This is a genomic window from Desulfosporosinus lacus DSM 15449 (assembly GCF_900129935.1).
Taxonomy (GTDB): Bacteria; Bacillota; Desulfitobacteriia; order Desulfitobacteriales; family Desulfitobacteriaceae; genus Desulfosporosinus; species Desulfosporosinus lacus.
The window spans coordinates 38307-64183 of sequence record NZ_FQXJ01000023.1; the positions used below are offsets into that span (position 1 = coordinate 38307).

Here is a 25877-nt window from a genome sequence, read left to right on the forward strand (position 1 = left end):
CTATTGCACCTATTGACGTTTCTTAAGGTACTCATCCAAACCCTTAACAGGAACCTCAATGGTTATGGCATTGTTACCTTTGGTCTTACAAGCGAGTTCACATGCTAAACACTCAGTTCCAAGACGCAGAACTTCTTCTGCATCGCGATGTGCAACCGAAGCTCTACCTTGGTCATCAATCCCAAGCAAACCTCTCGCGTACTTTTTGCACGCCTCGGCACATGCCTTAGTCTCGCATGTATCACACTTGCTGGTATCGATTCTAACTGTCAGGCTTTTTTCTGCGAATTCCAGCACAGGTTTCCCCTACTTTCCTTGAGATTCTTTTTCAGCTCTATATTCTTTGCTAAGAGCTAAGAGTCTTTGTCCAATGAATTTGGTATCTGTTACGTATTCTTTGCCATAGATTTCGATTCTCTTTCCCGGGCCATCAGGAGTCATCAGGTCGGCAAGACCCTCTCTAAGGATTTCCAGAGATTCATCTTCCCTGTTGCCACAGAGTAACAACACACAAGGCAATCCGGGTTTCTGCGTCGGGAGAACTTCCCTGAGTACCTTGACGATAGCGTGGGAATGATGCCACTGCTCTTGGTTTGCCATCATAAACCCGCCAAGCAGATAACCGTCGATATTTGGCTGAGAAAGGACACATTTTGCGACTCGATAAATTTTTGAGCCGACTGGGTTACCACTGGTGTCAGCATAATTTGCCGGCTTCAGGCCTACTTGGTTCAAGGCATCTAAGCCCATCATTGCTGAACCGCCACCAATGGGATGGTAGCCGATATAACCAGGGCTCACTTCGTCATAGCCCATATTCATAAGGAAGCCTGTACCACGAGCATCAGTTTCTTCAATACTCCAGCCAATCAGGTCTAACTCAGTAGGCGCACCAGGCAAATCCCGCGCGATTGAAATCCCAAATTCCGGATGACGTCCCACGGAACTGTTGTCAATTTCCATTTTGCAATCTGCACAGACTAAGTTACCGCTACCCGTCATAATAAAGGGATTAATCTCCAGTGTTTGGCAATCTAATTTCTTATAAGCTTGGGAAAGCTTAGATAAAAAACTAGCAAACTTACTTATATCCTGAGCCGGAATTCCAGCTCGAGCACATACATCTACTGCGTCATATACCTGCAACCCGTTGATTGGATCAATGTTGACTTTAAATAGGAGTTCTTCAGGAACGCTTTCAATGTCCATTCCACCCTCAGTACTGAACATGAGCATGGGGGAACGAGCTTCTCTTGCGCCATTAACAACGAACGAACAATAGTACTCTTTTTTAATATCCAATTTTTCCTCAACAAGAACCTGGTAGATAGGTACTCCCATGACGTTTTTAGCAAAAATTTCGGCAGCAGCTGCAGCCGCCTCATCAGGAGTATTAACTAATTTTACAATTCCTGCTTTACCGCGTCCCCCGGCCTGTACCTGTCCTTTTACTGCAACAGCTTTGCCTATCTCTTCGGCAATCTTTTTGGCTTCTTCCGGAGTCGAGGCTACACGTCCTTGTGGTACCGGCAGTCCTGATTTTCTAAGCCATTCTTTTCCCTGGAATTCTAGAAATTTTGCCATACGTTATCACTTCCATAATGAAATTTTCTGCAACTATTAAGGTCGCTTTAAGAGATTAGTTTTTCTAACTAGACACATACCTCTTGACAATTTTTAATACCCACTCATTGAAAAGAAAATGTCCCTCCTTCCCACTTAGTATTCACACAAGATTCGAGGGGCGTATAAGACATTGCTTCCCAAGCACATCGTAGTAAGTAATAGTTATTTGACAAGGGGAAAAGGATTAAAGGTTATCGTTTCATTCTTTAAAACCTAGTTTCATTTTCCCTTAGCACCATTATCCATCTTATTTGCTCATTAGTCAACAGAATTATTTGCTTATTTTTCAAAGAATATGTCATTAAAATAATAACTTTTTTGTTCATAGCTTAAATCCAAATTCTTTTGCCTCGTTTATTATAACTTCACTGTCTCTACCGGAACTGGTCCAGCAATCCCAATAAATATAAAACGGTCTTTACCCGTATTTCTCATTCCATGAGTCTGTCCAGCTTTTGCAAGAATCGCCATGCCTTTTTTAATTTTTACTTCTTGCCCTTCTCCCGCAAAATAGAGACCCGATTCACCTTCCAGACAAATCCACACATCATCAGCATTAGGATGTTGATGGAGAAATACTTCTTGACCTGGTTCTAAACACCACATAGCACCTAAAGTTTTATCGGACTGATAAACCATAACTTTTTGGGGATCCTTTGCATCAAATTTAGCCAAATCTTCAAGCATAAAAACTCGGTTTTCCACATTTTTGCCTCCATCCATTTTTAATCATCCGCCACAGCTTAATTTCTGATATCCAGAATATTTAGACATCAGCAGTGTGATATTACTTCGGTTTACAAGCCTTAACCCCTTTTATCTTCATGCACTTATGCAGTAATAATAGCTTAGCCATTATTGCTCAGATTCTGGTGTCTATGTTGAATACCATGATAAAAAGGACTCATAAAACCCAAAATTTAGTATATCCCTTTTTCACCATTAAATTCGCTTGATATGTATATGTAAGCACTGTTTTTTTAAAGCTTCAAAGAAAACTGCTCTAGTGTATAAACACTAGAGCAGTGTCCACACGCCACTAGGAAGTGAGAAATTTATAGGTCGATGATCTTCCCTGGGTTAAAGCGATTGCTCGGATCGAAGCTTCTCTTAATCTTTCTAAAAGCTTCCATAGCAGCGGGTGTAAACTCCTTATCAAGATACTTCTTCTTGACAAGCCCGATTCCGTGCTCACCACTTATTGTACCCTCAAGATCAAGAGCCATCATACAGAGCGCCTGTTCAGCAGCATGAACGGTTTCAGTTTCCTCTTTATTCCGTTGATCGAAAAGAATCAGCGGATGAAGATTTCCGTCACCGGCATGAGCCACAACTCCGATTGTCACACCAAAATCTTTGGCAACTTTAAGGACTCCCCCAATCGCTTTTGGGAAATTACTCCTCGGAACCGTAATATCATTAACACCATAGGATGGTCTAACTCGAGCAACAGATCCGAAAGCACTGCGCCTTGAAGTCCAAATTTGATCCACTTCAACTGCCGTTTGAGCAACTTTAAATTCTTTAGCAATTTTTGAGGCGATTTCACCAATCGTCTTGACTTGTCCGTCCATATCTTCCGGATATCCGTCAACCTCAATAATTAGAACCGCTCCAGCGTCACGAGGAAGCCCGGCATGGGTAAAATCTTCAGTCGTATTGATAAGCAAATTATCCATCAATTCCAGGGTTGTCGGAATAATACCGGCAGCAACGATATCAGCAACAGTTTGAGAAGCATCTTCAACTTTGTCATAAAGAGCAAGCATTGTTTTCTTGGCTCTAGGTATCGGTAGGATACGGACGAAAACTTTGGTGACCAACCCTAGGATTCCTTCCGAGCCAACAATGATTCGAGTCAAATCATAACCCGGCTCACTTTGGAAATTACGCCCCCCCGTTTGGATGACTTTGCCATTCGGGAGAACGACTTCCAGACCCAGCATATAATCGCGGGTAACCCCATATTTAAAACATTTCGGTCCACCTGAGCATTCACCTAGATTTCCTCCTATTGTTGAGGCCTTAAAGGAGGACGGATCGGGAGGAAAATAGAAATTTTTCTTTGCGAGTTCAACTTGAAGGTCAAAATTGATCACTCCAGGCTCAACAACTGCTACAAAGTTTTCAGTGTCTATTTCATGAATTTTAGTCATTTTAGTAAAGCTAATCACCACAGATTTTTCAGAAGGAATGGTTCCACCACTCTCATTCGTACCAGCGCCTCGGGGAACAAGTTTAATATCTTGCTCGTTCATCAATTTGACGATTTCAACGACTTGTTCCGTTGTTGTCGGAGAAACCACTCCTAACGCTTCACCAGATAATAACGTGCCGTCATAACCATAGGTCAACAGACCAACTTTGTCTGTAACCACGTTTTTCTCCCCAACAATTTCCTTCAGCCGCTTAACAACCGCTTGGCTTAACATATTCAGACCTCCTTCTTCTTAAGCCTCTAGACTTACCCCAGGGTTGAGAATCCCTTTGGGGTCAAATTGTTGACGCAGTTCACTGAGCAAACTTGTGGTTTGCTTCCACATTTCCGCATCATTGTAAACTTCTGCTTTGAGCTTATGACCCAAGAGGCCCTTCACGTTCCCGCCTAGGGACATGGCCAGTTTATTCACTTTCCTGGCTAAAGCAAGTTTATCCGTTCCCTCGGGCAGAGCCAAACAAACATATCCGAGAAGTCCTTCGACAATTATGCCAGGATAAGCCCCTAGATCCCCCGTTTGCGCTTCGAGCTGAGACAGGGCTTGAGGCATTTTCATCGGGCCAACCACAAATTCCACGATTTCCGACGGTTTTGCATTGAGTTCGGCGCGAACTTTAAGCCAACCATTGATCACTTGATCATACTCAGCGCCCTCCTCAATGATCTTTACATCAGAGCCTCCACCCAAGGTAAGAACTGAAGCAACTTCATTAGCGATGTTTTTACCCGACTCTTTAAATCCTTGCAAATCTATGATCACAAGTTGCCCTTCCGTTCCCGGTTTTGCAATTTTCGCAAGGGATGCATTGATAAGATTCATCCGGGTCGGATGCACATTCCGCTTAATCAGGGTATTGAAGGTTGCATTCGCCTTATGCATGGATGCGAAGGTTCCAATCACTGCTTTTTTAGCTTCCGGTACAGGTAAGAGCTTCACCAGCAGTTTGGTGAAAATCCCAAATGTCCCTTGGCTTCCGACAGCAAAGTGGATGAAATCTAAACCGGAAACGTTTTTTATACATTTATTTCCGATCTCCAGGATTTCCCCTGTCGGGAGAACCATTTCAAATCCCAAAAGGAACGTCCGGGTAGGACCATATTCAAAGGATTTAGAATCGGAATCTCCAATCGCAAAGCAGCCGCCAACCGAACTGGTTTCGATTACATAGGGCTCCGGAGGAAAGTTTAATCCGGCTTCCGCAACTTTAAGAATAAAGTCTTTATGAAGAAGTCCTGGTTCGACCACCGCCACAAGGTTTAGATGATCCATTTCTAAAATCCGGTTCATCCGGGACATAACCATCGCAATCCCGCCCGTAATCCCCTGGGTATCGACGACTGCCCCGCCTACCCCTAATTTCACATTCTTCTCATTCGCCAGTTTGACGATACTCGAAACTTCTGAAGTACTCGCCGGTAAGACGACGACTGCAGGCTTACCTTGACCTTTTAGATATTTAGCCATTTCGGAAGGGGAATCGATGACATAGGCATCACCGACAATCCCCTTTAACTTACTGATATTGACATCACTCATGACTACCCGCCCTTCCACTCATTTACTAGAACTTGCGGTCAGCATGTTCCGCAAAGGGAAATATTCGATTTTCGGCCAGACCATGATGAATCGTAATGGTCAGCCATATACAAAGTTAATGTAATTCTTGCATCCAATTAGTCTTCGTAAGCGTTGGCCATTACATCGGCAACATGCATAACCTTTTGTTTTTGTCCCGCTTTATTTATGCCGCCTTGAAGTCTCAACATGCAAGCTGGGCAACTTGTAGCCACCAAATCTGCATTGGTATCCTTGATGTTTTGAGTCTTCTGATCCGTGATATCTGTTGATACCTCATGATAGAAGGCCTGGATTAAGCCTGCTGCCCCGCAACAACGGTTGGCTTCAAACATTTCCTTATAATCAACCCGAGGAATCATTTGCAACAATTCCCGAGGCTGCTTGGTTGCCTTAAGCCCCCGAACCATATGACAAGGATCATGATAGGTGACTGTCAGTGGACTTGAATTATGAAGTTTGCTCTGATCGACACCAATCTTGGCCATATATTCTGAAAACTCAACTACTTTGTCACAAAATAACTTGACTTTGGGCAAATACGACGGCTCATCGGCAAAGAGCTTCAGATAATCATGTCTCAGCATCGAACCACAGGACGCACAGGCCGTAAGCACAACTTCTGCATCGCTATACTTATCTAAAAAGGTATCAATGGTTTTGCGAGCGTTGGTTTTCGCTGTTTCGTAGTCACCATAACAATATTGCGGCAGACCGCAGCACACTTGATCTTTAGGAATAATAACTTCACAGTCATTTTTGGTTAGCACTTTCACAACTGAGTGAGCGGTTTGGTCTAAGGAGTGATTGAGAAAACAACCCACATAAAATCCGACTTTATGCTTCGGATTTTGCACCTTAATCTTTTCCGGGACCTGCTCCAAAAATGGTTTCTTGGCCGTAGGGAAGTTTTTAATATCAATACCACGGAAATAGTCCAGTCCGTCAATTTTATTGAGGACACTTTTGCCCATTCCTCCGAAAAGCCGAAATCCCATGCCCAGCCTTTTCGGACTTGCTAAAGTTTTTAAAGCAAAAGACTTAGCAAATGGCTTGATTCCCTTTCTTAGTTTTAAATCTCGCCGCGCGGCCATGACGAGTTCATTACCATGTACACCGTTTGGACAGGTGACTGCACATTCTCCACATAACAAACAGCTCATGATAGCATCTTCATACTCTTCATTAGGTTCCAATTTCCCATCGGCGACAGCTTTGATGAGCTGGATTCTTCCGCGTGTAGACATTTCTTCTGACCCAGTCAATTTATAGGTCTTACAGGCTGTATGGCAACCACCACACTTGTTACACGTATTTAGCATTTCATATACGTCTGCTAATACTCCCACTGATCTTCCCCCTTCATTACAGTGTTCTTACCCGATGGCTAAACGCCAACAATCTCCTGCTTTCGCTTCTCTCTATCCTTGGCTACTGCGACACTTGCCCATCCCATCCTTGGCCGGAGATCGCTTCTCACCATCACGGCACCTTGCAGTATATGGCGGTGTTCTAACCTCGAGGTTAGAGTCTTGGCTACAGCGATACTAAATCATCTATAACCGTCAGTCATTAAGCGGCGACTAAACCCCTGAATAAGTTCAACAAAACTTCCCCGATGTAAGTTCCTAATGACTTAAACCTTGAATTAGCTCCCCTTTCTTCGCAAAATACTGTCTAATTGTTTTGAATATTGAAACATGGTTTCAGAAACTTTATAATTCTATTATTACGCTATCTGAGTAAATCGTCAATAGGAAACTTTCCAAAAATTTTAGTTATTTGCGGATTTTGACGAAATTATGAATTGTGAAATATTTATTTAACACGGACTTGTCTATGACTTTTGAAAAAAGCTAAATCCCAGCTTAGCCGAAATTAGCTCTCCCGACGTTTTTAATTCCTCGCCAATCCACTTGATCCCTTTTTCAGTAATCCTGCTAGCAGGTCCTGAAACACTGATCGCCCCTATTGCTTGCCCAGAGTAATCGAATATCGGTGTTCCTAAACATATGATTCCAACTTCATTTTCTTCCGTCTCTATAGATATCTTACTTAATTTGATTTCTCTCAAACCAGCTAACAAATCTTCAGGGTCTGTTATTGTGTTAGGAGTATATTTAGTCATGCCTTTAACTTCAAGGATATGTCTGACTTCCTCTTCTGGCAAGGTCGAGAGCAAAGCTTTTCCTACAGCAGTACAGTGCATTGGAGCCCTGCGTCCTACCTTAGAATGCATACTGACAACTTGAGAGCTCTCTGCTCTATCGATATAAACAATCTCTCCATCATCAGGAAGAACTAGGTGGACAACTTCATCTAAAACTTTTACTAAGTCACTTAACACAGGAGCAGCAACTTTACGAATTTCTAAGTCATTAAAGAAGCGAATTCCTAATTCGATAATTTTAATCCCTAATTGATAACGCTCACTGTCCTTTTTTCTGTCGACATAGCCCCTGTGACATAAAGTTTGTAAGATCCTATGAACTGTGCTTTTATGCAAACTGATACGATTTCCAATTTCTGTGACACCCAATGGTTCTTCAGCATGAGCTAACACTTCTAGAACATCCAGAGATCGCTCAAGAGTTTGTACATATTTCTCGGCCACGAATAGTCCTCCATTCATTACCATAAATTATTGATATTCCAGTTTTAGTATATAAAACTATGTTTTATATTTGATAGTATGACCTTTTTATTCACTATAGTCAATACCCTAAATTTTCAAATTAATAAAATATTTATTTTTCTAAGACAACTTGTCACTTCTTTATTAAATTACTCTATGCACAATTATCTAAACAGCTAACCACTCAGCACTCTTCCGTGGCAAGTTTCCTATTCGATTGCTAACCGCCTCTAATCGCCTGCTTAAAAAAGGGGCGATTAGAGGCGATTAAGCAATTTGCTACGCCATCTCTAACTTGACCTTGCTTCCAACCCCGCCAGCCTCAGCGGGAGTAAGAACCAGCCTGCGTGAAAGGCGATTCTTTAATTCCGGGACGTGACTGATAATTCCAATAGTCAGATTTTGCAGGTGAAGTTTTTCGAGCGTGTTCATTACTGTCTCTAGCAAATTAGCATCAAGAGTTCCAAAACCTTCATCTAAAAAGAAAAACTCCAGCGGTGCTTCTCCGCGAAGCTGGATCTGGGTAGATAAAGCCAAGGCCAGCGCCAAAGCTGTAAGGAAAGTTTCTCCGCCTGACAGACTGCTTACGGGTCGACGTACTCCGCCGTTGGCATCGTCACGCATGATAAATCCACCTTCGGCATCAACCTCCAAGGCATAACGTTGGTTTGTTAACTGTTTTAAACGTTCGGACGCATCTAGAGATACGTTTGCTAATTGTTCTTGGGCAATGAACTCAACAAAAGCATTCCCTTTGAAAACAGTCTGCAAGGTTTTGAGTAAATCCTGGCGGTGGCTAAAGGCTTTTCGTTCACATTCCAGGCGTATCCATTCTTCATGCGCCACTTTCAACTTCTCTAACCTTTGTTGATTAGCTCCCCGTTGCTCAATCGCTTCTGTATAATCCTTTTTAAGCTCCTTTAACCGAATCGGCCAAGCGAGCCATTCCTCAGGACGAAGAATCCGTCCTTTAAGCGCCTCTTCCACATCTCCCCTTTTCTGCTTATTAACCAGCACCCTTTGACGGAAGATCGAGATGTCTTTTTCCATATTCAGTCGCTCTTCGACCTCAGATAACGCGCTTTGTGCCTCTGCCACGGTCAAGAATTGTGCCGTTTGAAGACCCAAGTCTAGCTTTCGCTGAGCTGTTTCAAACCCCTCTTGAGATAATTCCAGGGTTTTTTGGCTAACTGCCTGAGTCTGTTCTGCTTGTTTCCATATCTCTTTGGCCTGCTCATAGGCCTTCTTAAATCCTTCTTCCCTCCCTGTTACAAGCAACAATTCCTGTTTAACCTGCTCAATCCACTCATAGGATGGCTTTCCTTCGATTAAAGCATCACATTTCATCTGTAACTCTGACAGATCACGAGCGGCTTCAGTACCCATGGTCCTTAAATTCTGAAGTTCAAGCTCACAGTCCGTCTTTTCTCGCGTAAACCTTTCCTGGGCCTCGTCGGCTTTCTGCAACTCTTCCTCAAGACCGGACAAGGTCTGATTTAAAGTACCCATCATCTCATCCCAGTTTGCGTATTGCTTTTGTAATGACAAAATTTCCGTTATAGCAATTTTGCCGCGCAAATTGTCCAAGGTTGCTTTTCGTTGCACTTGGTCTTCCAACAGTTGGTTTAGACGATTGCGAACCTCTTTTCCTACTCCTTCTGACAAAGCAATTTGAGCACTCATTTGATGTTGTTTTTTTTCTACTTCGGCTAGCTTATGCTGGGCGTCCTCCAACTGACGGTTTAACTGTTCTTGATCCGCTTTCCATTGGTTCAAAATTCGGCGATCATTCGCCAACTTAGATTCTTGTTCAATTAGTTGCGTCTTTAAATCATGAACTTCCTTATTGCGTTCTGCTTCAGCCAACTCTCCTCGATAAGCAACAAGAGCACCTTGCTTAGTTGCTAAAAGATCAGCTTGTTTTTGCTCCAGCTCTTCTTTAGACAACAACTGAGCTTTGGCCACGGCAAGAGCGATCGTACCTTCCGCACTTTTCTCTTCCAAGCTTTGAAGCTCTCTTGATGCCTGCTCCAGTTCAACTCTCGCTCTGTCCAACATCTCATCATCTAAACCGTGAGCAGGCTTGGGATGGTGAGGGGAACCACAGACCGGACATGTTTCTCCCTCCACCAGGTTTTCACCCAGTAACCCGGCAAGATTTTCCCGCTCTAGTTCCTTCACTTCGGTGATTTTTCTTTCGGCGAATGCTGTTGCCTCCAGAAGGGCCAGCGAAATCTCACCCTGTTCCTTCTGCCTGATTCCTACTTCAACTTCCGCTTTTTGGCGATCCCCTGTGATGATTTGCAATCGCCGTTGTTCTTCGATTCCTTCCAGCTCAACCCGCTCAATATTAGCAATCTTATGCCGGTCACGTTCTATTCTTTGAGCCTGTTCAGTTAAGATTTCTTCACGAACTGGCGGGTTTTGGTTCATACTCATCAAAGTCGCCTTTAACTGCTCTGACATTTTCTGAGCAGTCTGGACCTCCCCCAGGGAAGTCTGCAACTCCGATCGCCGTTCTTCTATTTCAGACAAGTTTTTGACCAAGTCTATTTGCAAGTCGTCCACTTGCTTGGAGACCATCTCATATCCTTCTAATGCTTGGGCCGATGCACTAACCTGCCTCCTCAGGGCAGGGTCTACCGTGATTTGAGCGATATTGCTTTTTACATCCTGTTGTTGCTTCTGCACATCTGTTTTTTTATCCATTGCAACTTTAATCGTTTGTTCTAAGTCCTTCCGAGTTCGGTCAAGCGCGCTGTATTGGAGACGTGTTTCGTTTAAGCGTCCTTGGCGTGCCTGGATATCGACTTCTAAACCTTTCGCTTGCTCAAGCTGTTCCAACCTGCGCAAACAGCGGGGTTCCGTTTCTTGCCTTTTTTGATTTGCCTCAAACCACTTACCTTCAGCAGTTTCCTTTTCGTTTCTCGCCGCTGTAAGCCCCTTATCTGAACCTTCAGCCCGCTCTTTGGCTTGCTTGAATCGCTGCTCACTCGTAGCTATCTCTTCCAAAAGTGAACGGATCGATTCTGCACGTTCAGCCAGACTTAAACGCACCTCTAATTTATCCATCTTGGGTTGTTGAATTGAAAGCTCGGCCTCTTCATGTTGCAGTTGTTCTAACTGTTCTTGAAGACTCCAAATTTCCTTTGCTTCATCAAACATAATTTCTAGGTTTTTCAAATCTCTCGTAATTATATCAGCCTTTACGTTTGAAGCCTTTAAATCCGCTTCTGCTTCTTTAACCCGCTCATCCGAAGCATCCCCTAAACCTTGTTGTCGTTGTTCTACACCGTTTAAGTTGAATTTAGCACTGTCCAGTTGTTCAGAAAGACGAGCTGTAAGTTCCCGACCGTAGGCTTCAAGGGAAAATAGCCTCTCCAACATCAGTCTTCGATCTTTGGGTTTTATAGTGAGAAACTCAGCAAATTTCCCTTGAGGAAGAACTACAGCCCGTGTAAAATCTTCTACATTTAGGCCTAACACATCTTCAATTTTCTTGGTCATCTCATCTGCCTTGGAAGCTAAAACAGTTTCAACCTCTCCGACTATTTCAATTAATCGGCAGGTCGAAGCCTTGACCGTCCGCTCCCCTGAGCGTCGATAAGCTCGTTCCGCACGGTAGGTTGTCCTTTGATCCCCTGCAGCTAATGAGAAACTATATTCCACTGTAAGCTGGGCTTCCGCATGGTTAAGAATTCCCTGAGTATTGTTGGTTGCACGTTCCACTGTTCCATACAGGGCCAAGGTGATAGCATCCAGAATCGTGGATTTTCCGCTGCCAGTGGAACCGAAAATTCCAAACACACCCGTTTCACACAGTTTCGAAAAATCTATTTCCTGTACTTCCCTAAAGCTGTTCAGACCAGCTACTCTTAAGCGTATCGGCTTCACGCTGACTCAACCTCCTCTGCCCCTGTTATTTGTGATTGAGGGGTGAACACATCTGTAGATTGCGATGGAGATGTTGTGTTGTCTGAGTCAATTAGGGATAAAAACAAAGCAACTAATTCCTGCTCAGGCTCTGCTCCACCTGTTCGGTCTTGGTAAAACTTACTGAAGAGTTCATCAATGGGCAATTTAGAGCGAGCCTCCGCGACGATCTGCTCTGTTTCCGGGAAAACGGGTCGAATATTAATTAGGCGTTCCCTCTGCCTACGCAGATTATGGATATCCTGCGCTTGAAGCGCGCCTGTCACAAAAATTTCCAGGTCAATCCAGGCATTACGATCCTTACCTTCATCAATCCACTGTTGCACCTGAGCTAAGCCTTCTTTAGCCTTCCATTTCACAAGAGGGTAACCAGCGCTTAGGAAAATTTCTCGGGTCGTTACCGCTTGACTGGGAAAGGCTTCAACAAGAATCACAGATTTGGCATACCCTGTCTCAGAAAAACTATAAGCCAGCGGCGAACCTGAGTAACGAGTCGGTACAGCCGCTCCTTTGACAGCCTGTGCACGATGCAAATGGCCGAGGGCAACGTATTGCGCACCGGAGGGCATCGCATTCACCTCAACAGTCGGCGCACTTCCCAGTTGAATCGGACGCTCTGACTCGGATTCCATTCCTCCGCGAACAAAGAGATGACTCATGCCCAGGTTAACCGCATCTGGGCGAAAGTGCTGACTAAATGAAGAAAATAATTGCTGTACTCGCTTGGAGTATTCTTCACGCAGGATTTCTTCATCTAAGCTTTCGCTTAAAACCTCATTAAGCCGAGATTCAGAAGGATATGGCAGCATAGCAATGATGGCCGGATCTGAGCAACTAGGAATATGTAACTCCACCCACCCTTGACCCGCTGCAACCCTGGTAACCCGTCCTAAATTAGGCTGGTCCAAGAGACCAGGTGTCAATAGCTCTTTGGGAAGGCCATATAATGTAATTCCATTACGCACGGCAAGAGGGCTTGCCGCACATAATCGCTCCGGGTTATCATGATTTCCGGCTATCGCTACAATAGCCCGACTTCCCCCTGCAGACAATCGATTCAAGGCATCATAAAAAAGTTCTTCTGCAATGGCAGGAGGATTAACCGTATCAAAAACGTCACCGGCAATTAAGATAAGATCTACCGCTTCGTCTTCAGCTATCATACAAAGTTCATCAATAAACGTCATCTGTTCCTCAATCCGGCTTCGCCCCTCGAGGGTACGCCCCAAATGCCAATCCGATGTATGTAAAATCCGCATGGGTCACTTGCCCCTTTCACTCACTATCTCTATATATTCTCATTATAGAGCATGTCTTAGACAAATGGATGTGGTCGTTTTTGGATATTAATTTATTTATCGCTCTTTCATATAAACAAGTCCAGGCTGTGAACTCTTTCGGCTAAAGTTCAATCAACAACAACTGAAATAATTTTTAATCAATTTACAGTTGAAGGCAGAATGTCTAATTATACAGATATTGAACATAATACCCTCCATAATAAAGGAAAGAAGGCTTTACTATGAGTGATTGGTTAATCCCATACCTTGTTTTCAATGGAAACTGTGAAGAAGCTGTCAACTTCTACCAAGCATCTTTGGGCGGAGAAAGTCAAGTCCTGCATTTCAGCGATGCCCCGCCAAATCCAGCATTTCCAGTACCTGATCATGTGAAAAATCTCGTTCTGCATGCTGAATTAAGAAAAGATGGTCATGTCATACGTTTTTCAGACACTTTTCCTAATACCCCTTACAATGCCGGCAATAACATTTCTTTTTCACTCGAATTTGATACTAAAGAAGCCACAAAAGCAATGTTTGAAGCATTATCTACAGATGGGCAAGTTGAAATGGAACTGCAGGAAACTTTCTTTAGCCCATTATACGGCAAGTTTACCGATAAATTCGGGGTGATGTGGCAAGTATCCTGTAAGGCAAAATAGTGAACTCGTTCAGCTAAAGCTGAACATCGGAGCTTCGGTAGGGGATTCTACCCCCACCGAAGTAGAAATCGGAACACCCACTTAAAGAAGTGGGTGTCTCGGAATTGATTAAAAACAGTTCATAAAAGAGAAATGGGCTAGTTATAATTGAATTCCCGAAATAGGCGCCCCTGGGAAATAGGATCTTAACTTCCTGTTTCTTAGAGGGGCCGACTTTCGAACCCTTATAAATCAATTAGTATGCTTTATCTCCAGATTTTTTATTGTGCTGATTATTTGATTTATTTCAATTGGTTTCTTTAAAATTTTTATATTCTTTATGAGTAAACTCTGAGCAGTTTTATCCGAAAAATCTCCCAAAACTATAAAGTTTGTCTCAGGCCGGCTTCTATGTATTTCCACGACTTCTACAAGTTTATTATTATCAATTAATCCCTCAAAAAGAATTATCTTCGGCGAAACGTTACTAAGATTACCTTTTTCCAAATCACTTATCTTAAAAACCTTTACGCGATAATCAAGGACTTTCAAGGCCTTCTCCAATGGATAACTTAAAACTTTATCATTCATGATTAATGCTACATCAACTTCTTTACCCTCAATGCTTGGAGTCGGCAGGGTTATTGTAAAGACTGCTCCACTTTGAGGCCTATTGCTTGCTTCAACTTCACCATCGTGATTATTAATAATTGCCTTAACTATGGCAAGGCCTAAACCTGTTCCTCTTTCTTTAGTCGTGAAAAACGGCGTAAACAATTGATCTATTACACCAGGACCAAACCCAGGTCCATTATCCTCAATACAAACCCTAACCTTATTATTCACTTGACCTAAGGAGATTTTGACTATTCCATTTTCTATGTCGTTTTCAACTAATGACTGAACCGCATTACGAACTAAATTCAAAATAACTTGAGTAAGTTGACCAGCATCAGCGTTTATGTGTGCTACCATTTCATAGTTGAATAAAACTTGAATATCTGTACCAATTGCTTCTCCCTCTAAAAGGGGGAGCAATTCTTCCATAAATGTAACTAAGTCGAGGGGTTCAGGTAATATTGAGGCCGGCTTTCCCAGAAGAAGGAATTCATTAAGGAGACGCGTTACCCGATCTATCTCCCGCAATACTAAGTCCACATAACCCTGAGTTTGTTCCTGATTCCGTTTTCTAGTCATTAACTGTAAAAGCCCTTTAGCTGCGCTCAGGGGATTTCGTAACTCATGTGCCAAAGTTCCCACCATCATAGACGTAGTCGCAAAACGTTCCGCTTTGCGTACAGCAGATTGCCAGCGGTAATAATCGGATCGATCCTCAAGCATAATTAACCAACCCGCTATGACCTTATTCTCAAAAATCGGCGATACCTGCCAATCCACCCAACAAGGATTCTCATCTTCCTGATCCTTCTTGAGAGATTCCATCTGCCCGCTAACCGGGAAAGTGATCTCAGCATTAATGATTGAAACCCAAGGCCCCTCGATGTTCAGCATTGATACCCCGACTAAATTAACAAACGATTTACTAAAGAGTTTCTCAGCGGCTTTATTTAGATATGTAATATTTTTCCTCTGATCAACCAAGAAGATCCCACTGTTTACTCCACCAAGCACTCTGGCTAACTGATTGTTAAGAAGTTTAAAAAGGTTATCTATCTCAAGAATAATGGCACATTCCTGTGCCATTAATGAAATCAGCTCAGTTGATTGATCTTTGACCAATGGGCTTAAAACCCCTAGATTACATTTGAACTGCCCATAAGAAATATCGACCTGTTGAGCGACCCCTTCAGCACTTGTTAGATAAGCATTAACCAAAAATTCATCGCCCTTAATGAAAATTTCAGTTTGGCTATTCTCAAATTGGACCCAACTGCCTTCAGCCTCTAAAAGGATGATTAAGGCACTAAGAATTAGTTCAAAGCTTCTTTTTAAGGCATCTGTCTCTCCATGAAATAAGGATAATACTATATGATTCATTTGGCGGAGAATAGAAAGTTCCAGAGCACGTTGTCCACAATTGAACTCATGCTTAAATGATATCAAAAAATTAGTTATCAATTTAGCCGCAATAGCTCCACGGTCTTTTAATGTGGGATGTACCGTTTCCTTTGCACACAGACACTCTTGTGCTATCATTCTGAGTCCAGGCACTAATTGAAAGTTTATAACGGTATTATCAGTATCTAATTCCGTCATTTCTCGTCCATCGACATACTCTTTAGATTTAAAATCTAGAATAGGCAAGGAATTTTCCAACTGGTTTTCACATATAGAACATATTCTCGATGATTGAAATATCAAATTTCCATTAGCCGATACAATAGTCAAATTGAGTTGTAAACCCAGAGCAGTACATTCTAAAAAACTAAGCCAACGTGCAGATTTTAGAAATTCATGATCTTCGGTACTTATTGACATCCTCTGAGCACCCCTTTTTGATCCCAGTCACTAACGTATTAATACACCATTTTTATTGACTATCAACTCTTTTAATTCTGTGGAATGACAACTGCCTCTCATTTTCACCACTCTTAAATACCTTTTCAAAGTGCCTCCGTCTTCTTTGAAGGATAAGAGTAATAAATTATCGGCTACAAAACTAATTCCATGCTTTGTCATGGCTGATGGATTTAAGGAACCGTGCATTTCGTGGGTAAGCAAAACAGTAATTCCATTGGCCTTAAAGTAATCTGTAAGTGCCCAGATATAATCTGTATATTTAACCTTATCACTCATTCCAATTTCGAATGAAGAGATTGAATCAATGATCAACCTTTGTGCCCCGATCTCACGTACAAGTTCCTGAATCCGATAAACATGTTCATCAACATCCAGCTCAACCGGAGAAACGTAGACAATATGTAAAATTCCCTGATCTATATAAGGTCTAATGTCGTTACCAATTTGCATAAAATTATTAATTATTTGCAAAGGATTTTCTTCAAAGCTAACAAAAACTGTTTTAATCCCAGACCTTATTGCTACTAAGGCGAAGCTAAGAGCAACCATGGTTTTGCCCGAACCTGAAGGCCCTGTTATTAAGGTAGTGGAGGCTAAGGGAATGCCTCCTTCCATTAGTTCATCTAATTTTGACACCCCTGTTGGAACCTTGATAGAATATTGAATGTAATCTTGTTTTATCACCATAGGATTTAAACGGGGAAATACGCTGATTCCGTCGTTAGAAATCTTAAAAACTGCCTCACCATTAAAATGATTGGTCCCTCTCATCTTTAAAATCCGCAAATATCTTTTTTGTTGCCTTTTCTCCTCTGTCCCATAGAGATAGATGATTCCATCAGCTATTGCACTTTCAGGCCTAATTTCGATATCTTGTTCCGAGTACTCCCCTAAGAGAATCGTCGTACACCCCCAAGTTGTTAAACGAACGGACAGATCAAGAATAAATTCCCGAAATTCTATCGAATCAGGAATAATATCAGAAAATGCTTTGATGGTATCGATAAAAACCATTTCCGGTTGATATTCCTTAAGAAAACTTTCAATTAACTTCATAGTCTGGGTTGATCCTTGTTTGCGAAGTACACCACCCAAATCTTTATAAATTACGTTCTTTGAAACTTTGTCAGTATTAAAAAAACTAAACTGTTGTTGATACTTCATAATTTTAATTTGTGGTTCTGCGAGAGTTGATAGATACAATAATTTATTTTGATTCTCTACATTTTTAAACATCATTTGATGGGCCAAAATTGTTTTCCCTGTTCCCGGCCGTCCAACTAGCAATATGGTCGAGCTTTTTGGTAAGCCCCCATCTAAAATTTTATCAAGTGCTACGATACCTGTCGAAACTCTATCCAATACTAACACTCCTATTTAAACTACTATTAAACTACTATTACCTACTTTTTATCTTCACACATCGATAGCCTCAAGCTCTTCCGTTAACTGTTTCGCCAGTTGTTTTCCAACTAAATGACCTAATGTGTTTACTATATTAATCAAAAACTCATGGACCACAAGGATGGCTCGATCCTGTTCTATTTCAAACAGCTCATTTAATGAAACTCCATCCTCTGAGATTTTGATCATAGCAGCTTCCTCATACTTTAATTGAGTCTTCCATAAAGCACGTTCTAAAACAATGACGAAAACATGGATCCCAACAACTTGTCCTACCGATATAAATAACTCATCAATGGTTTTTTGGTGAAAGTTCAATGATCTTCCTCCTTTCAAATTAATACATTTTAATACATTTCGACATGTTTTTGCCAAAATCCTTTTATGATTATCATTTGCACAAAAACAAGTATTGAAGTTAACGACATGCCACAACAAATTTTGCTACTTTAAAGGTGTATAGTTAATAATCATAGTTAGTAATAAAATTAAGATTTCCAAAAAGTTAGAAAGAGGTTGAGAGAATTGGCCATAATTTACACAATTGATGATAATCCTTTAATATCAATGGTAATAAAACTTGCCTTGACAGACGAAGGACATACAGTTGTCACGTTTAATGATAGTATGAATGCGTATGAAAGCTTAGAAAAGGGATTAAAACCCGATGTGATATTGGTAGATCTTAAAATGCCTGGAATGAACGGAAAAGAACTTGTTGAGAAGATGAGAGCAAATCCTGAATTAGATTTTATTCCAGTCACATTTATTACGGGTTCAATCCCCTCAGCGGAAATATTGCCGTCTAAAGATTCTTACCAGGGATTGATACTTAAACCTTTCGAATTACAAGAACTAATTGACACGGTAGACGGATTGATTGCATAATTCTTTAAATTTAAGTGAAATCTGTTTAAGGATGATTCGCAGTTGCAGAGTTTTTTATTTAACCCGTCAAAATAACGCTCTTTAGATCAAGGATCTTCAGAGCGTTATTATAGATTACTTAAGTTCCTCTTAATTATCTGTTCTAGTCATCTTCTGCATCTGATATATCTTCTTCCACTTAGCTTTTTCTGCTAAGGTTTTTCCTGATTAACTTTCAATATACATCAAAATATAACAGCTGTCTATGTGGCATATGCTAACTGTTACTATCGGCTTGAATCTAGGTTTATGACATAATTATGGCTTTTTTATATCTTAAAAGGGTAACCGCTGGGAATCCCGCTCAGTGAAGTGAAGTAGAGTAACCCTGCACAAGCTATATAGAAAACTAGGCCGGCGCCAAGCCATAGTGATGACCCGCCTAGTTAGTATAACAAAAGTGGTAGCGCTATCGTCGCTGCCACTTTTGTGTTATAAAGGAAGAGAAAAGTGAAGCCGTTTGATGATGGTCAACACAAAATATTTAGAGAAAACACAAAGGAAGGAGTATTTCACCATGGCAGTTCAAGCTGATTGGAAAAGACTACTTGTTGATGAAATGAAAAAGGACTATTATATTCAATTATTAGATTGGGTGAAAAACCAATACCGAAAGAAACAGATCTTTCCCAAAAAGGAAGATGTGTTTAACGCTTTAGTATTTACCTCATACGAAAATACCAAGACTGTCATTTTAGGGCAAGACCCCTATCCCAACGTCGGTCAAGGAATGGGGCTTAGTTTTTCTGTGAATATTGGAGTTCCCTTTCCAAAATCGCTCCAGAATATATTCAAGGAACTGCAATCCGACTTAGGTTGTCAGACACCTAAACATGGTTCTCTTAGAAAATGGGCCGAACAAGGAGTACTACTTCTTAATACGTCACTCACCGTAGAAGCAGGTAAGCCCAATTCTCATCAAAACAAGGGTTGGGAGATCTTTACTGATAAGATTATTTCTTTAGTTAATGAGAAAACTGACCCTGTAGTCTTTATCTTATGGGGTAATAACGCTCGTTCTAAGAAAAACCTCATTACAAACCCCCATCACTTGATTATCGAATCCGCTCATCCAAGCCCCTTATCTGCCAGCAGAGGATTCTTTGGCAGCAAACCCTTTTCTAAAGCAAACAATTTCTTAATTTCTAACAATAGATCACCGATCGACTGGCAAATAGATTAACTCAGAAAAACTTAAATTTTATAGATCTCCTACAGTAGATTCTACAATGGGAGGTCTATATTTTTTCGTTTTACTAATTTTGGTTCAACGTTAAATCTCTATTTTCGTATGGTAAATTAGGGGATACAGTTTTTTTCGTATTCCTGCGGAACTTCTTCTTCATATCATCCAACAGAGAATAGATAACCGGAACAATAAAGAGTGTTAATATCGTGGAAGTGATCAAGCCGCCAATCACTGCATGCCCCATTGGTGCCCGCATTTCTGCCCCTGCTCCTGTACCAGTGGCAACAGGAATCATACCAAAGATCATGGCGAGAGTCGTCATGAGGATAGGTCTTAACCGTACTGCACCTGCTTCAATCAAGGCATCTTTTACACTAAGTCCTTCATTCCTTCTCTGCTTTGTAAAGTCTATGAGCAAAATACCATTTTTAGCCACCAGTCCCATCAAAAGGATGATGCCAATGAGGGATAATATGCTCAGCTCACTGCCCGCAATATACAGTCCAAGAACCGCACCTATAAGTGCCATTGGCAGAGAGAACATAATGGCAATGGGATCCAAAAAGCTTTCAAACTGCATCGCCATAACCAAGAACATGAACATTATACCCATCAGAAGCGCGGTTACAAGACTACCGAAGCCTTCCTGCATAGTCTCGTTCATTCCCCCTACTTTTACGATAACCCCCTGTGGAATATCCAACTCATTCGTCAGTTTGTTCGTATACATGTTTAGAAAGTCCCCAGTGGCTATTCCTTCGACATTTGTGGAAAGCTCAATCTGTAACAACCTATCATATCTATGAATTGTGGAAAAGGAAGTGGAAAGAACTTTCTTAGTAACATTGGCAAGCGGTATCTGTCGATCATCTGAACCACTTACATAAATGCCATCCAGATTATCCAAGCTCTTACGCTGATCGTCTTTCAACGATACCCTCACATTATACCTATCCCCTGCCCACTCAAATTTACCGGCATCTATTCCGTCAAAAAGCGCCTGTATAGTCGCAGCCGCAAGTGCTGTATCAACACCTAAATCAGAAACCTTATCTCTATCAACCTCTAATTTTGTTTCCGTTTTGCCAGTTTTGAGATCTAGCGCTACATCTTTGGCATGAGGATCTTGACTCAGTATCTTTTTCGCTTTCAGTGCGAAAGCCTGCATTGCCTCCGTGTCGTTTCCCAGGATAACAAACGAGACATCTTTACCCTCATTGGGTCCTAACGAACTTGCCTTAACCGCCAATTCAACTCCTGAGATTCCTTTTAAGTCCTCCCTGATTTCTGAGGCAATCTGTTTCGACGACTTTTCTCGCTCTTGTTTCTCAGTTAGTTTTACATAAATTGAAATTTTTTCAGGACTGACTGTAGTATAAACATGAGTGACTTCAGGATATTCCTCAATCCTTTCTTCAAGTTCTTTGGCTTTTTCCCCTCCAGCCTGCAATGTCAAACCAGAGTCTGTACTGACGCTTATATTTATACCCCCTGCATCAGTGGATGGGATAAAACTGAAACCCAGCAAAGGAATTAAACGCATGCTAACAGCAAAAATTACAATAGTAAAGATTAGGGTTATAAAACGGTGACCAAGAACAACCTTTAATAATTTAGAATATTTAGTTCCCAGCAAATCAAATTTCTCATTAAACCAGTCTAAAAAATGACCCACAAAGGTTCTTTTCATCTTTCTCTCAGACTTTAATAATTTGGAAGACATCATAGGCACTAATGTGAAGGATATAAAGAGTGAAACCAGCATGCTAAAGGCTACGGTGAGTCCGAATTCAATAAAATATTTTCCGATAATCCCCGTAACCATGGCGATAGGCACAAAAACCGCAACCACTGCAAAGGTTGTTGCCATAACCGCTAACCCAATCTCAGATGTAGCCTCCCGGGCTGCCTGCATGGGCGGCTTCCCCATATGTAAGTGCCGGACAATATTCTCGATTACCACGATGGCATCGTCAATCAATAAACCGACCGACAGAGACAGGGCCATCAGGGACATGGTATTAAGAGAAAAATCCATGACCTTCATGGCAATGAAGGTTGTTACAATAGATGTTGGTAAGGAAATTCCACTGATCAAGGTCGTTTCCCATTCCCTTAAAAAAAGGAACACAATAATGACCGCCAAGATACACCCTTCAAGGATTGTTTTTACTACTTCGTTGACCGAATCACGTATGGACACGGAATTATCCGCTACGACATCAATCGTTATTCCTTGGGGAAGAACTCCCTTGATAATCTCCAATTGCTTTTTTACATTATCCGACACAAGCACTGTATTAGAACCAGACTGTTTAACAATATCGACCCCTATGGCCTCTTTACCATCATAATAAGAAATACTGTCCTTATCTTTAATTCCGTCTGATACCGTTGCTACATCACGAACCTTAATTTCACGACCCGAACGTACCCCCACAGTAATATTGTAAAAATCCTCTAGGCTCTTGACTTTGTTATCGGTCCGAAGAGATATTTCACTTTGCCCGTCCGTAACCTTCCCGCCTGGTTTTTCCATGTTACCATTCTGAACGCCGCTCACCATCTCGGCCGGAGTCAAACCATATGCAGCTAGCTTCTCTAGATCCAGCTTGATCTTTATCTCCCTTTCCTCTTTACCGTATACCTTAACCGAGCCAACACCACTTACAGTATATAGGCTCTTTGTGATGACATCATCCACGATCTTGGAGATGGCGCGGTTATCCACGGTACCGCTTACTGCGAGTGATAAGATTGGCGTTGCTGAGAAATCATATTTTGCAATAATCGGCTCATCTATATCATTAGGGAGACTCTTCCTTATCGAACTGACTTTATCCCGCACTTCCTGGGCCGCAACATCCGGCGATTTTGCCAGGTCAAATTCAACGATTACGTTGCATACGCCTTCACTGATATTTGTATAAATATGCTTTACACCGGAAATTTGCCCTATGGCTTCTTCAACTTTCTTGGCCACATTGGTTTCCATTTGGTCGGGCGCAACCCCATGCTGTTCAATGGCAACAGTTACATAGGGGAAGTCTGCTTGTGGCATATCATTAATGGTTAATCCTTTATAGCAAAGCATACCTACAACAATGAATGCTATAATGATAACTGTTATAAATACAGGCCGTTTTGTACTGATATTTGTTATAAACATCCTTTGTCCCCCTATTCTGAAACCACCGTGATCTCATCACCCTCTTGAAGCATGTTCAGGTTTGTAGATATAATCGATTCATTTCCTTGAAGTCCTGATTTGATCTCTGCCTGATTATTTACTAAGTTTCCAAGGGTTACTGCAAGTTTTTTTACAACTCCATTATCATTGATGAATACGGAATAGTCGCCTTCCTTCCCAGTTATGAGCGCTACAGGGATAACAAACTTCTGGACTTTTACATCATCTATCAGCATTGCCTTAGCAAATACCCCCGGTCTTAACAACAACTTCTCATTATTCACTTGTATCTTCACCTTGAATGCTCTTGAGGCTGGATCCGCAGAGGGGGTGATGCTTTTTACGACACCTTCATAAGTATCAGAATCATCTTCATTTAGCTTTACCCTTGCCTTTTGTCCTATTTTTATTGTTTGAATTAGAGCTTGGTCTACCTCGATAACAGCATCTATCAATGATATATCTTTAACTTTTCCCAGCACGTTTCCTGGAGTAAGAAACTGTCCAAGACTGACATTTTTTTCGTCCATAACTCCGGTGATTGAAGCTCGAATGATCATATCAGCTAATCCAGTTTTCAGATTGTCAATATTGGTCTGCGCTGCTTGAATATTAGCTTGATTTGAAGCAATATCTGCCTTAATCATTTTCAGAGAAGTTTCTGCGTTATCAAGTTCAGCCTGTGCAACAACCCCTTGCTGTGCCAGTATTTCTATCCTCTCGTATGATCGTTGAATATTTTCCAGACTAGCCTCTGTTTTTTGCAGAGATGCTTTAGAAACCTCCAACTGGCTTTCAGCGGACTTTATCTGATTCTTAATATCTTGGTCATCTAACATCACAAGTGTCTCACCCTCTGTGACTTGCTTTCCATCATCAAATAAAACACTGATTACTTTTCCGCTGGTCTTCGAACTTATAATTCCTTCCTGATCAGCTTCCAAGGTTGCTTTATAGTATAACCCTTCACTTTGAGTGGCCTCTTGCGGACTGATTACTTGCACTGCAATCTTATTACTTGAGACTGGTGCTCCACCTTCTTTATCCTTGGCTAAAAAAGTTGATTGAAGTTCGTTTCGATTAAAAATGGCAACTCCGCCTATAAAAATAACGACCATAATCACGACTGAGATCATTCTCTTTTTACTCATACCTTCACTCCTTATTAGACTGATCAAGAATCCAATCCTTACTTTGTTTTAGCTCCTATTCCGTTAAGTATAAAATCAATCATTTTTTCCCTATCAAGGTCTTTCTGGTCCTGCGACCAGCAATCACCCATTATGTGCATTTTAAAATTGCAATAAGTTCCAATCATTTCCGGTATAAAATTGGCCGCAAACTTCCAATCAAATTCCCTGAGAATTCCATCTGCAGACCCTTTTTCAAAGTGTTTCCGTAAAACATTTACAGACTCCTCTCTATTACTCAAAATCATTTCGTATAACTTTTGCTTTACTTCGCAACTCATTTCAAAGAATTCTCCAAACACCATAAACTTGAAGAAGAACTCAGTCTCCTCCAACGTTTCCTGAGTAAACATAATAATTTCGTTCAATATTTCCCGCAGCGTAATTTTATCGCTAATCCTTCTGTTAATTTCATGAAAGAAATGACCTGTTTTAGTCTTGACTACCTGGATGAACAAATCTTCTTTGTTCTGAAAGTATTCATACAGAGTTCCTTTCCCAAGCCCTGCCTTCGCTGCGATATCCTTCATGCTGGCATTTGTAAAACCATTCTCACTGAACACTTCAAACGCTGCATTTAGGATTGTTTCCTCTTTGTCTTTCTGCCTTGCCATATTACCCTTCCTTCCAATGGATGCCCGACCGTTCGGTCAAACTAATTATATGCTCATCTTTAGACTTGTAAATATCGCAAAATTTTATGTTTTCAATAAAATATGGCTATATTACAGTTTAACAAATATGTATTTCTTTAAAATCGACGAATTCTACAGCAGTTTCTTAGATCTCTCATCCTCTTGGGCGTATTCTCAACCACTCTAGGGAAAGGCACTGATTTCTCAGTGCCTTAATACGATCATCTGTGCTGTTATCTAAACTTTTCTTCGCTTTTATGTTTTATAGAGAACCTAAATTAATAATCTTTTTTATAGAGTATAAAAGAGGTTCAAAAGGTTACATATGTTTAAAAAAGATAAAGAATAGTAAGGAGAAGTTAAGACAAAAAAACCTGGCCATCATGACCAGGTGGATGAGTCTGACTTGAAGATCATGCCCAATGCGAGTTTTTGGCTCTACTTGCATGCTAAACCTCTTTGATTTAACAATTCCTGCATTTTACACTCGCCTAGTTCGTGTTGGACTAGAAACATATCCCGATCCTCACAAATCTTGGGAATATGAGACATTGCATTAATTATAATCACCTGAGCCTCGAGGGCTTCCTCTTGAGTGTCACATGCAACATAATTACTATATACCTTAATCATTATAGAACTCCTTCGCGCCTCGATCCCCTTTTGTGATCCGCCCGCAATTATAAACGCTAAAATAAAAGTGAGCCAAAAATAAGAGTAACGCCAGGAAAAAAGTGAGCCACTTCTTATAAAAAACCTGTATAGTTCAGATCAGTAAGAAGCTGACGTACAGGGGTGAAAGGGTGTCAATAGAAGTGGATGTTTATAAAAAGATACGCTATCTACATGAGCATGAAGGCAAGTCACAGAGGGATATAGCAAAATTGCTTGGGATATCTCGCAATACGGTTAAGAAATACTGTGAGGGATCACTGGTCCCATGGGAACGGCA

General features: G+C 41.3%; 20 protein-coding genes. 4 read left to right on the plus strand and 16 right to left on the minus strand.

The window, feature by feature from the left end:
• Positions 1 to 9: 9 nt before the first annotated feature.
• From BUB11_RS22370 to BUB11_RS22410, 9 genes are all read right to left on the minus strand, one after another.
• A complete protein-coding gene (locus BUB11_RS22370) occupies positions 10 to 297 on the minus strand; it encodes a hypothetical protein (RefSeq protein ID WP_073032401.1) in 288 nt (95 codons plus the stop codon).
• 9 nt (positions 298 to 306) lie between these two features.
• Positions 307 to 1584: an ATP-grasp domain-containing protein gene (locus BUB11_RS22375; RefSeq protein ID WP_073032402.1), complete on the minus strand. Its 1278-nt coding sequence runs from the start codon at positions 1582 to 1584 to the stop codon at positions 307 to 309.
• A gap of 399 nt (positions 1585 to 1983) precedes the next feature.
• On the minus strand, positions 1984 to 2331 hold the full coding sequence (locus BUB11_RS22380) for a cupin domain-containing protein (protein WP_073032433.1): 348 nt from the start codon (positions 2329 to 2331) through the stop codon (positions 1984 to 1986).
• Positions 2332 to 2681: 350 nt separating this feature from the next.
• The gene (locus BUB11_RS22385; RefSeq protein WP_073032403.1) at positions 2682 to 4058 is read right to left on the minus strand and encodes an FAD-binding oxidoreductase; all 1377 of its coding nucleotides are present in this window, start codon (positions 4056 to 4058) and stop codon (positions 2682 to 2684) included.
• 18 nt (positions 4059 to 4076) lie between these two features.
• Positions 4077 to 5381: an FAD-binding oxidoreductase gene (locus BUB11_RS22390; protein WP_073032404.1), complete on the minus strand. Its 1305-nt coding sequence runs from the start codon at positions 5379 to 5381 to the stop codon at positions 4077 to 4079.
• Positions 5382 to 5518: 137 nt separating this feature from the next.
• Positions 5519 to 6769, minus strand: coding sequence for a (Fe-S)-binding protein (locus BUB11_RS22395; protein WP_073032405.1), 1251 nt, complete (start codon positions 6767 to 6769; stop codon positions 5519 to 5521).
• 488 nt (positions 6770 to 7257) lie between these two features.
• A complete protein-coding gene (locus BUB11_RS22400) occupies positions 7258 to 8034 on the minus strand; it encodes an IclR family transcriptional regulator (RefSeq protein WP_073032406.1) in 777 nt (258 codons plus the stop codon).
• A 300-nt stretch (positions 8035 to 8334) separates the two neighbouring features.
• On the minus strand, positions 8335 to 11949 hold the full coding sequence (locus tag BUB11_RS22405) for an SbcC/MukB-like Walker B domain-containing protein (RefSeq protein WP_073032407.1): 3615 nt from the start codon (positions 11947 to 11949) through the stop codon (positions 8335 to 8337).
• The gene (locus BUB11_RS22410) at positions 11946 to 13247 is read right to left on the minus strand and encodes a metallophosphoesterase family protein (RefSeq protein ID WP_073032408.1); all 1302 of its coding nucleotides are present in this window, start codon (positions 13245 to 13247) and stop codon (positions 11946 to 11948) included. The genes BUB11_RS22405 and BUB11_RS22410 overlap by 4 nt, the downstream gene beginning before the upstream one ends.
• A 263-nt stretch (positions 13248 to 13510) precedes the next feature.
• Between BUB11_RS22410 and BUB11_RS22415 the strand changes: the two genes are divergently transcribed.
• Positions 13511 to 13930, plus strand: a complete 420-nt coding sequence (locus BUB11_RS22415) for a VOC family protein (protein WP_073032409.1) — start codon at positions 13511 to 13513, stop codon at positions 13928 to 13930.
• 231 nt (positions 13931 to 14161) lie between these two features.
• Here the strand turns inward: BUB11_RS22415 and BUB11_RS22420 are convergent, their stop codons facing one another.
• From BUB11_RS22420 to BUB11_RS22430, 3 genes are read right to left on the minus strand one after another with little or no spacing between them, the layout of a single operon-like run.
• Positions 14162 to 16348, minus strand: coding sequence for a two-component system sensor histidine kinase NtrB (locus BUB11_RS22420; protein WP_073032410.1), 2187 nt, complete (start codon positions 16346 to 16348; stop codon positions 14162 to 14164).
• 30 nt (positions 16349 to 16378) lie between these two features.
• Positions 16379 to 17752 (minus strand): DUF7125 family protein, encoded by a 1374-nt coding sequence (locus BUB11_RS22425; RefSeq protein WP_073032412.1) that lies wholly within the window; start codon positions 17750 to 17752, stop codon positions 16379 to 16381.
• A gap of 54 nt (positions 17753 to 17806) precedes the next feature.
• Positions 17807 to 18112, minus strand: coding sequence for a hypothetical protein (locus BUB11_RS22430; RefSeq protein WP_073032414.1), 306 nt, complete (start codon positions 18110 to 18112; stop codon positions 17807 to 17809).
• Positions 18113 to 18319: 207 nt separating this feature from the next.
• On the opposite strand from BUB11_RS22430, the gene BUB11_RS22435 reads away from it, so the two are divergent.
• Positions 18320 to 18682, plus strand: coding sequence for a response regulator (locus BUB11_RS22435; RefSeq protein ID WP_073032416.1), 363 nt, complete (start codon positions 18320 to 18322; stop codon positions 18680 to 18682).
• 556 nt (positions 18683 to 19238) lie between these two features.
• The gene (locus BUB11_RS22440) at positions 19239 to 19904 is read left to right on the plus strand and encodes a uracil-DNA glycosylase (RefSeq protein WP_073032418.1); all 666 of its coding nucleotides are present in this window, start codon (positions 19239 to 19241) and stop codon (positions 19902 to 19904) included.
• Positions 19905 to 19977: 73 nt separating this feature from the next.
• Here the strand turns inward: BUB11_RS22440 and BUB11_RS22445 are convergent, their stop codons facing one another.
• The 4 genes from BUB11_RS22445 to BUB11_RS22460 form a co-directional block, all read right to left on the minus strand.
• The gene (locus BUB11_RS22445; protein WP_073032420.1) at positions 19978 to 23079 is read right to left on the minus strand and encodes an efflux RND transporter permease subunit; all 3102 of its coding nucleotides are present in this window, start codon (positions 23077 to 23079) and stop codon (positions 19978 to 19980) included.
• An 11-nt stretch (positions 23080 to 23090) separates the two neighbouring features.
• Entirely contained in the window at positions 23091 to 24251 is a 1161-nt protein-coding gene (locus BUB11_RS22450) for an efflux RND transporter periplasmic adaptor subunit (RefSeq protein ID WP_073032422.1), read from the minus strand.
• 38 nt (positions 24252 to 24289) lie between these two features.
• Positions 24290 to 24904, minus strand: coding sequence for a TetR/AcrR family transcriptional regulator (locus BUB11_RS22455; protein WP_073032424.1), 615 nt, complete (start codon positions 24902 to 24904; stop codon positions 24290 to 24292).
• A 459-nt stretch (positions 24905 to 25363) separates the two neighbouring features.
• Positions 25364 to 25558, minus strand: coding sequence for a hypothetical protein (locus BUB11_RS22460; protein ID WP_073032425.1), 195 nt, complete (start codon positions 25556 to 25558; stop codon positions 25364 to 25366).
• Between the two features lie 182 nt (positions 25559 to 25740).
• On the opposite strand from BUB11_RS22460, the gene BUB11_RS22465 reads away from it, so the two are divergent.
• On the plus strand, positions 25741 to 25877 hold a 137-nt coding region (locus BUB11_RS22465), incomplete at its 3' end, for a sigma factor-like helix-turn-helix DNA-binding protein (protein WP_242947675.1).

Coding starts and splice junctions, on each gene's coding strand:
- BUB11_RS22375 (WP_073032402.1), bottom strand. CDS start 1,584: ATGGCAAAATTTCTAGAATTCCAGGGAAAAGAATGGCTTAGAAAATCA.
- BUB11_RS22385 (WP_073032403.1), bottom strand. CDS start 4,058: ATGTTAAGCCAAGCGGTTGTTAAGCGGCTGAAGGAAATTGTTGGGGAG.
- BUB11_RS22390 (WP_073032404.1), bottom strand. CDS start 5,381: ATGAGTGATGTCAATATCAGTAAGTTAAAGGGGATTGTCGGTGATGCC.
- BUB11_RS22410 (WP_073032408.1), bottom strand. CDS start 13,247: ATGCGGATTTTACATACATCGGATTGGCATTTGGGGCGTACCCTCGAG.
- BUB11_RS22415 (WP_073032409.1), top strand. CDS start 13,511: ATGAGTGATTGGTTAATCCCATACCTTGTTTTCAATGGAAACTGTGAA.
- BUB11_RS22420 (WP_073032410.1), bottom strand. CDS start 16,348: ATGTCAATAAGTACCGAAGATCATGAATTTCTAAAATCTGCACGTTGG.
- BUB11_RS22440 (WP_073032418.1), top strand. CDS start 19,239: ATGGCAGTTCAAGCTGATTGGAAAAGACTACTTGTTGATGAAATGAAA.
- BUB11_RS22445 (WP_073032420.1), bottom strand. CDS start 23,079: ATGTTTATAACAAATATCAGTACAAAACGGCCTGTATTTATAACAGTT.
- BUB11_RS22450 (WP_073032422.1), bottom strand. CDS start 24,251: ATGAGTAAAAAGAGAATGATCTCAGTCGTGATTATGGTCGTTATTTTT.
- BUB11_RS22455 (WP_073032424.1), bottom strand. CDS start 24,904: ATGGCAAGGCAGAAAGACAAAGAGGAAACAATCCTAAATGCAGCGTTT.
- BUB11_RS22460 (WP_073032425.1), bottom strand. CDS start 25,558: ATGATTAAGGTATATAGTAATTATGTTGCATGTGACACTCAAGAGGAA.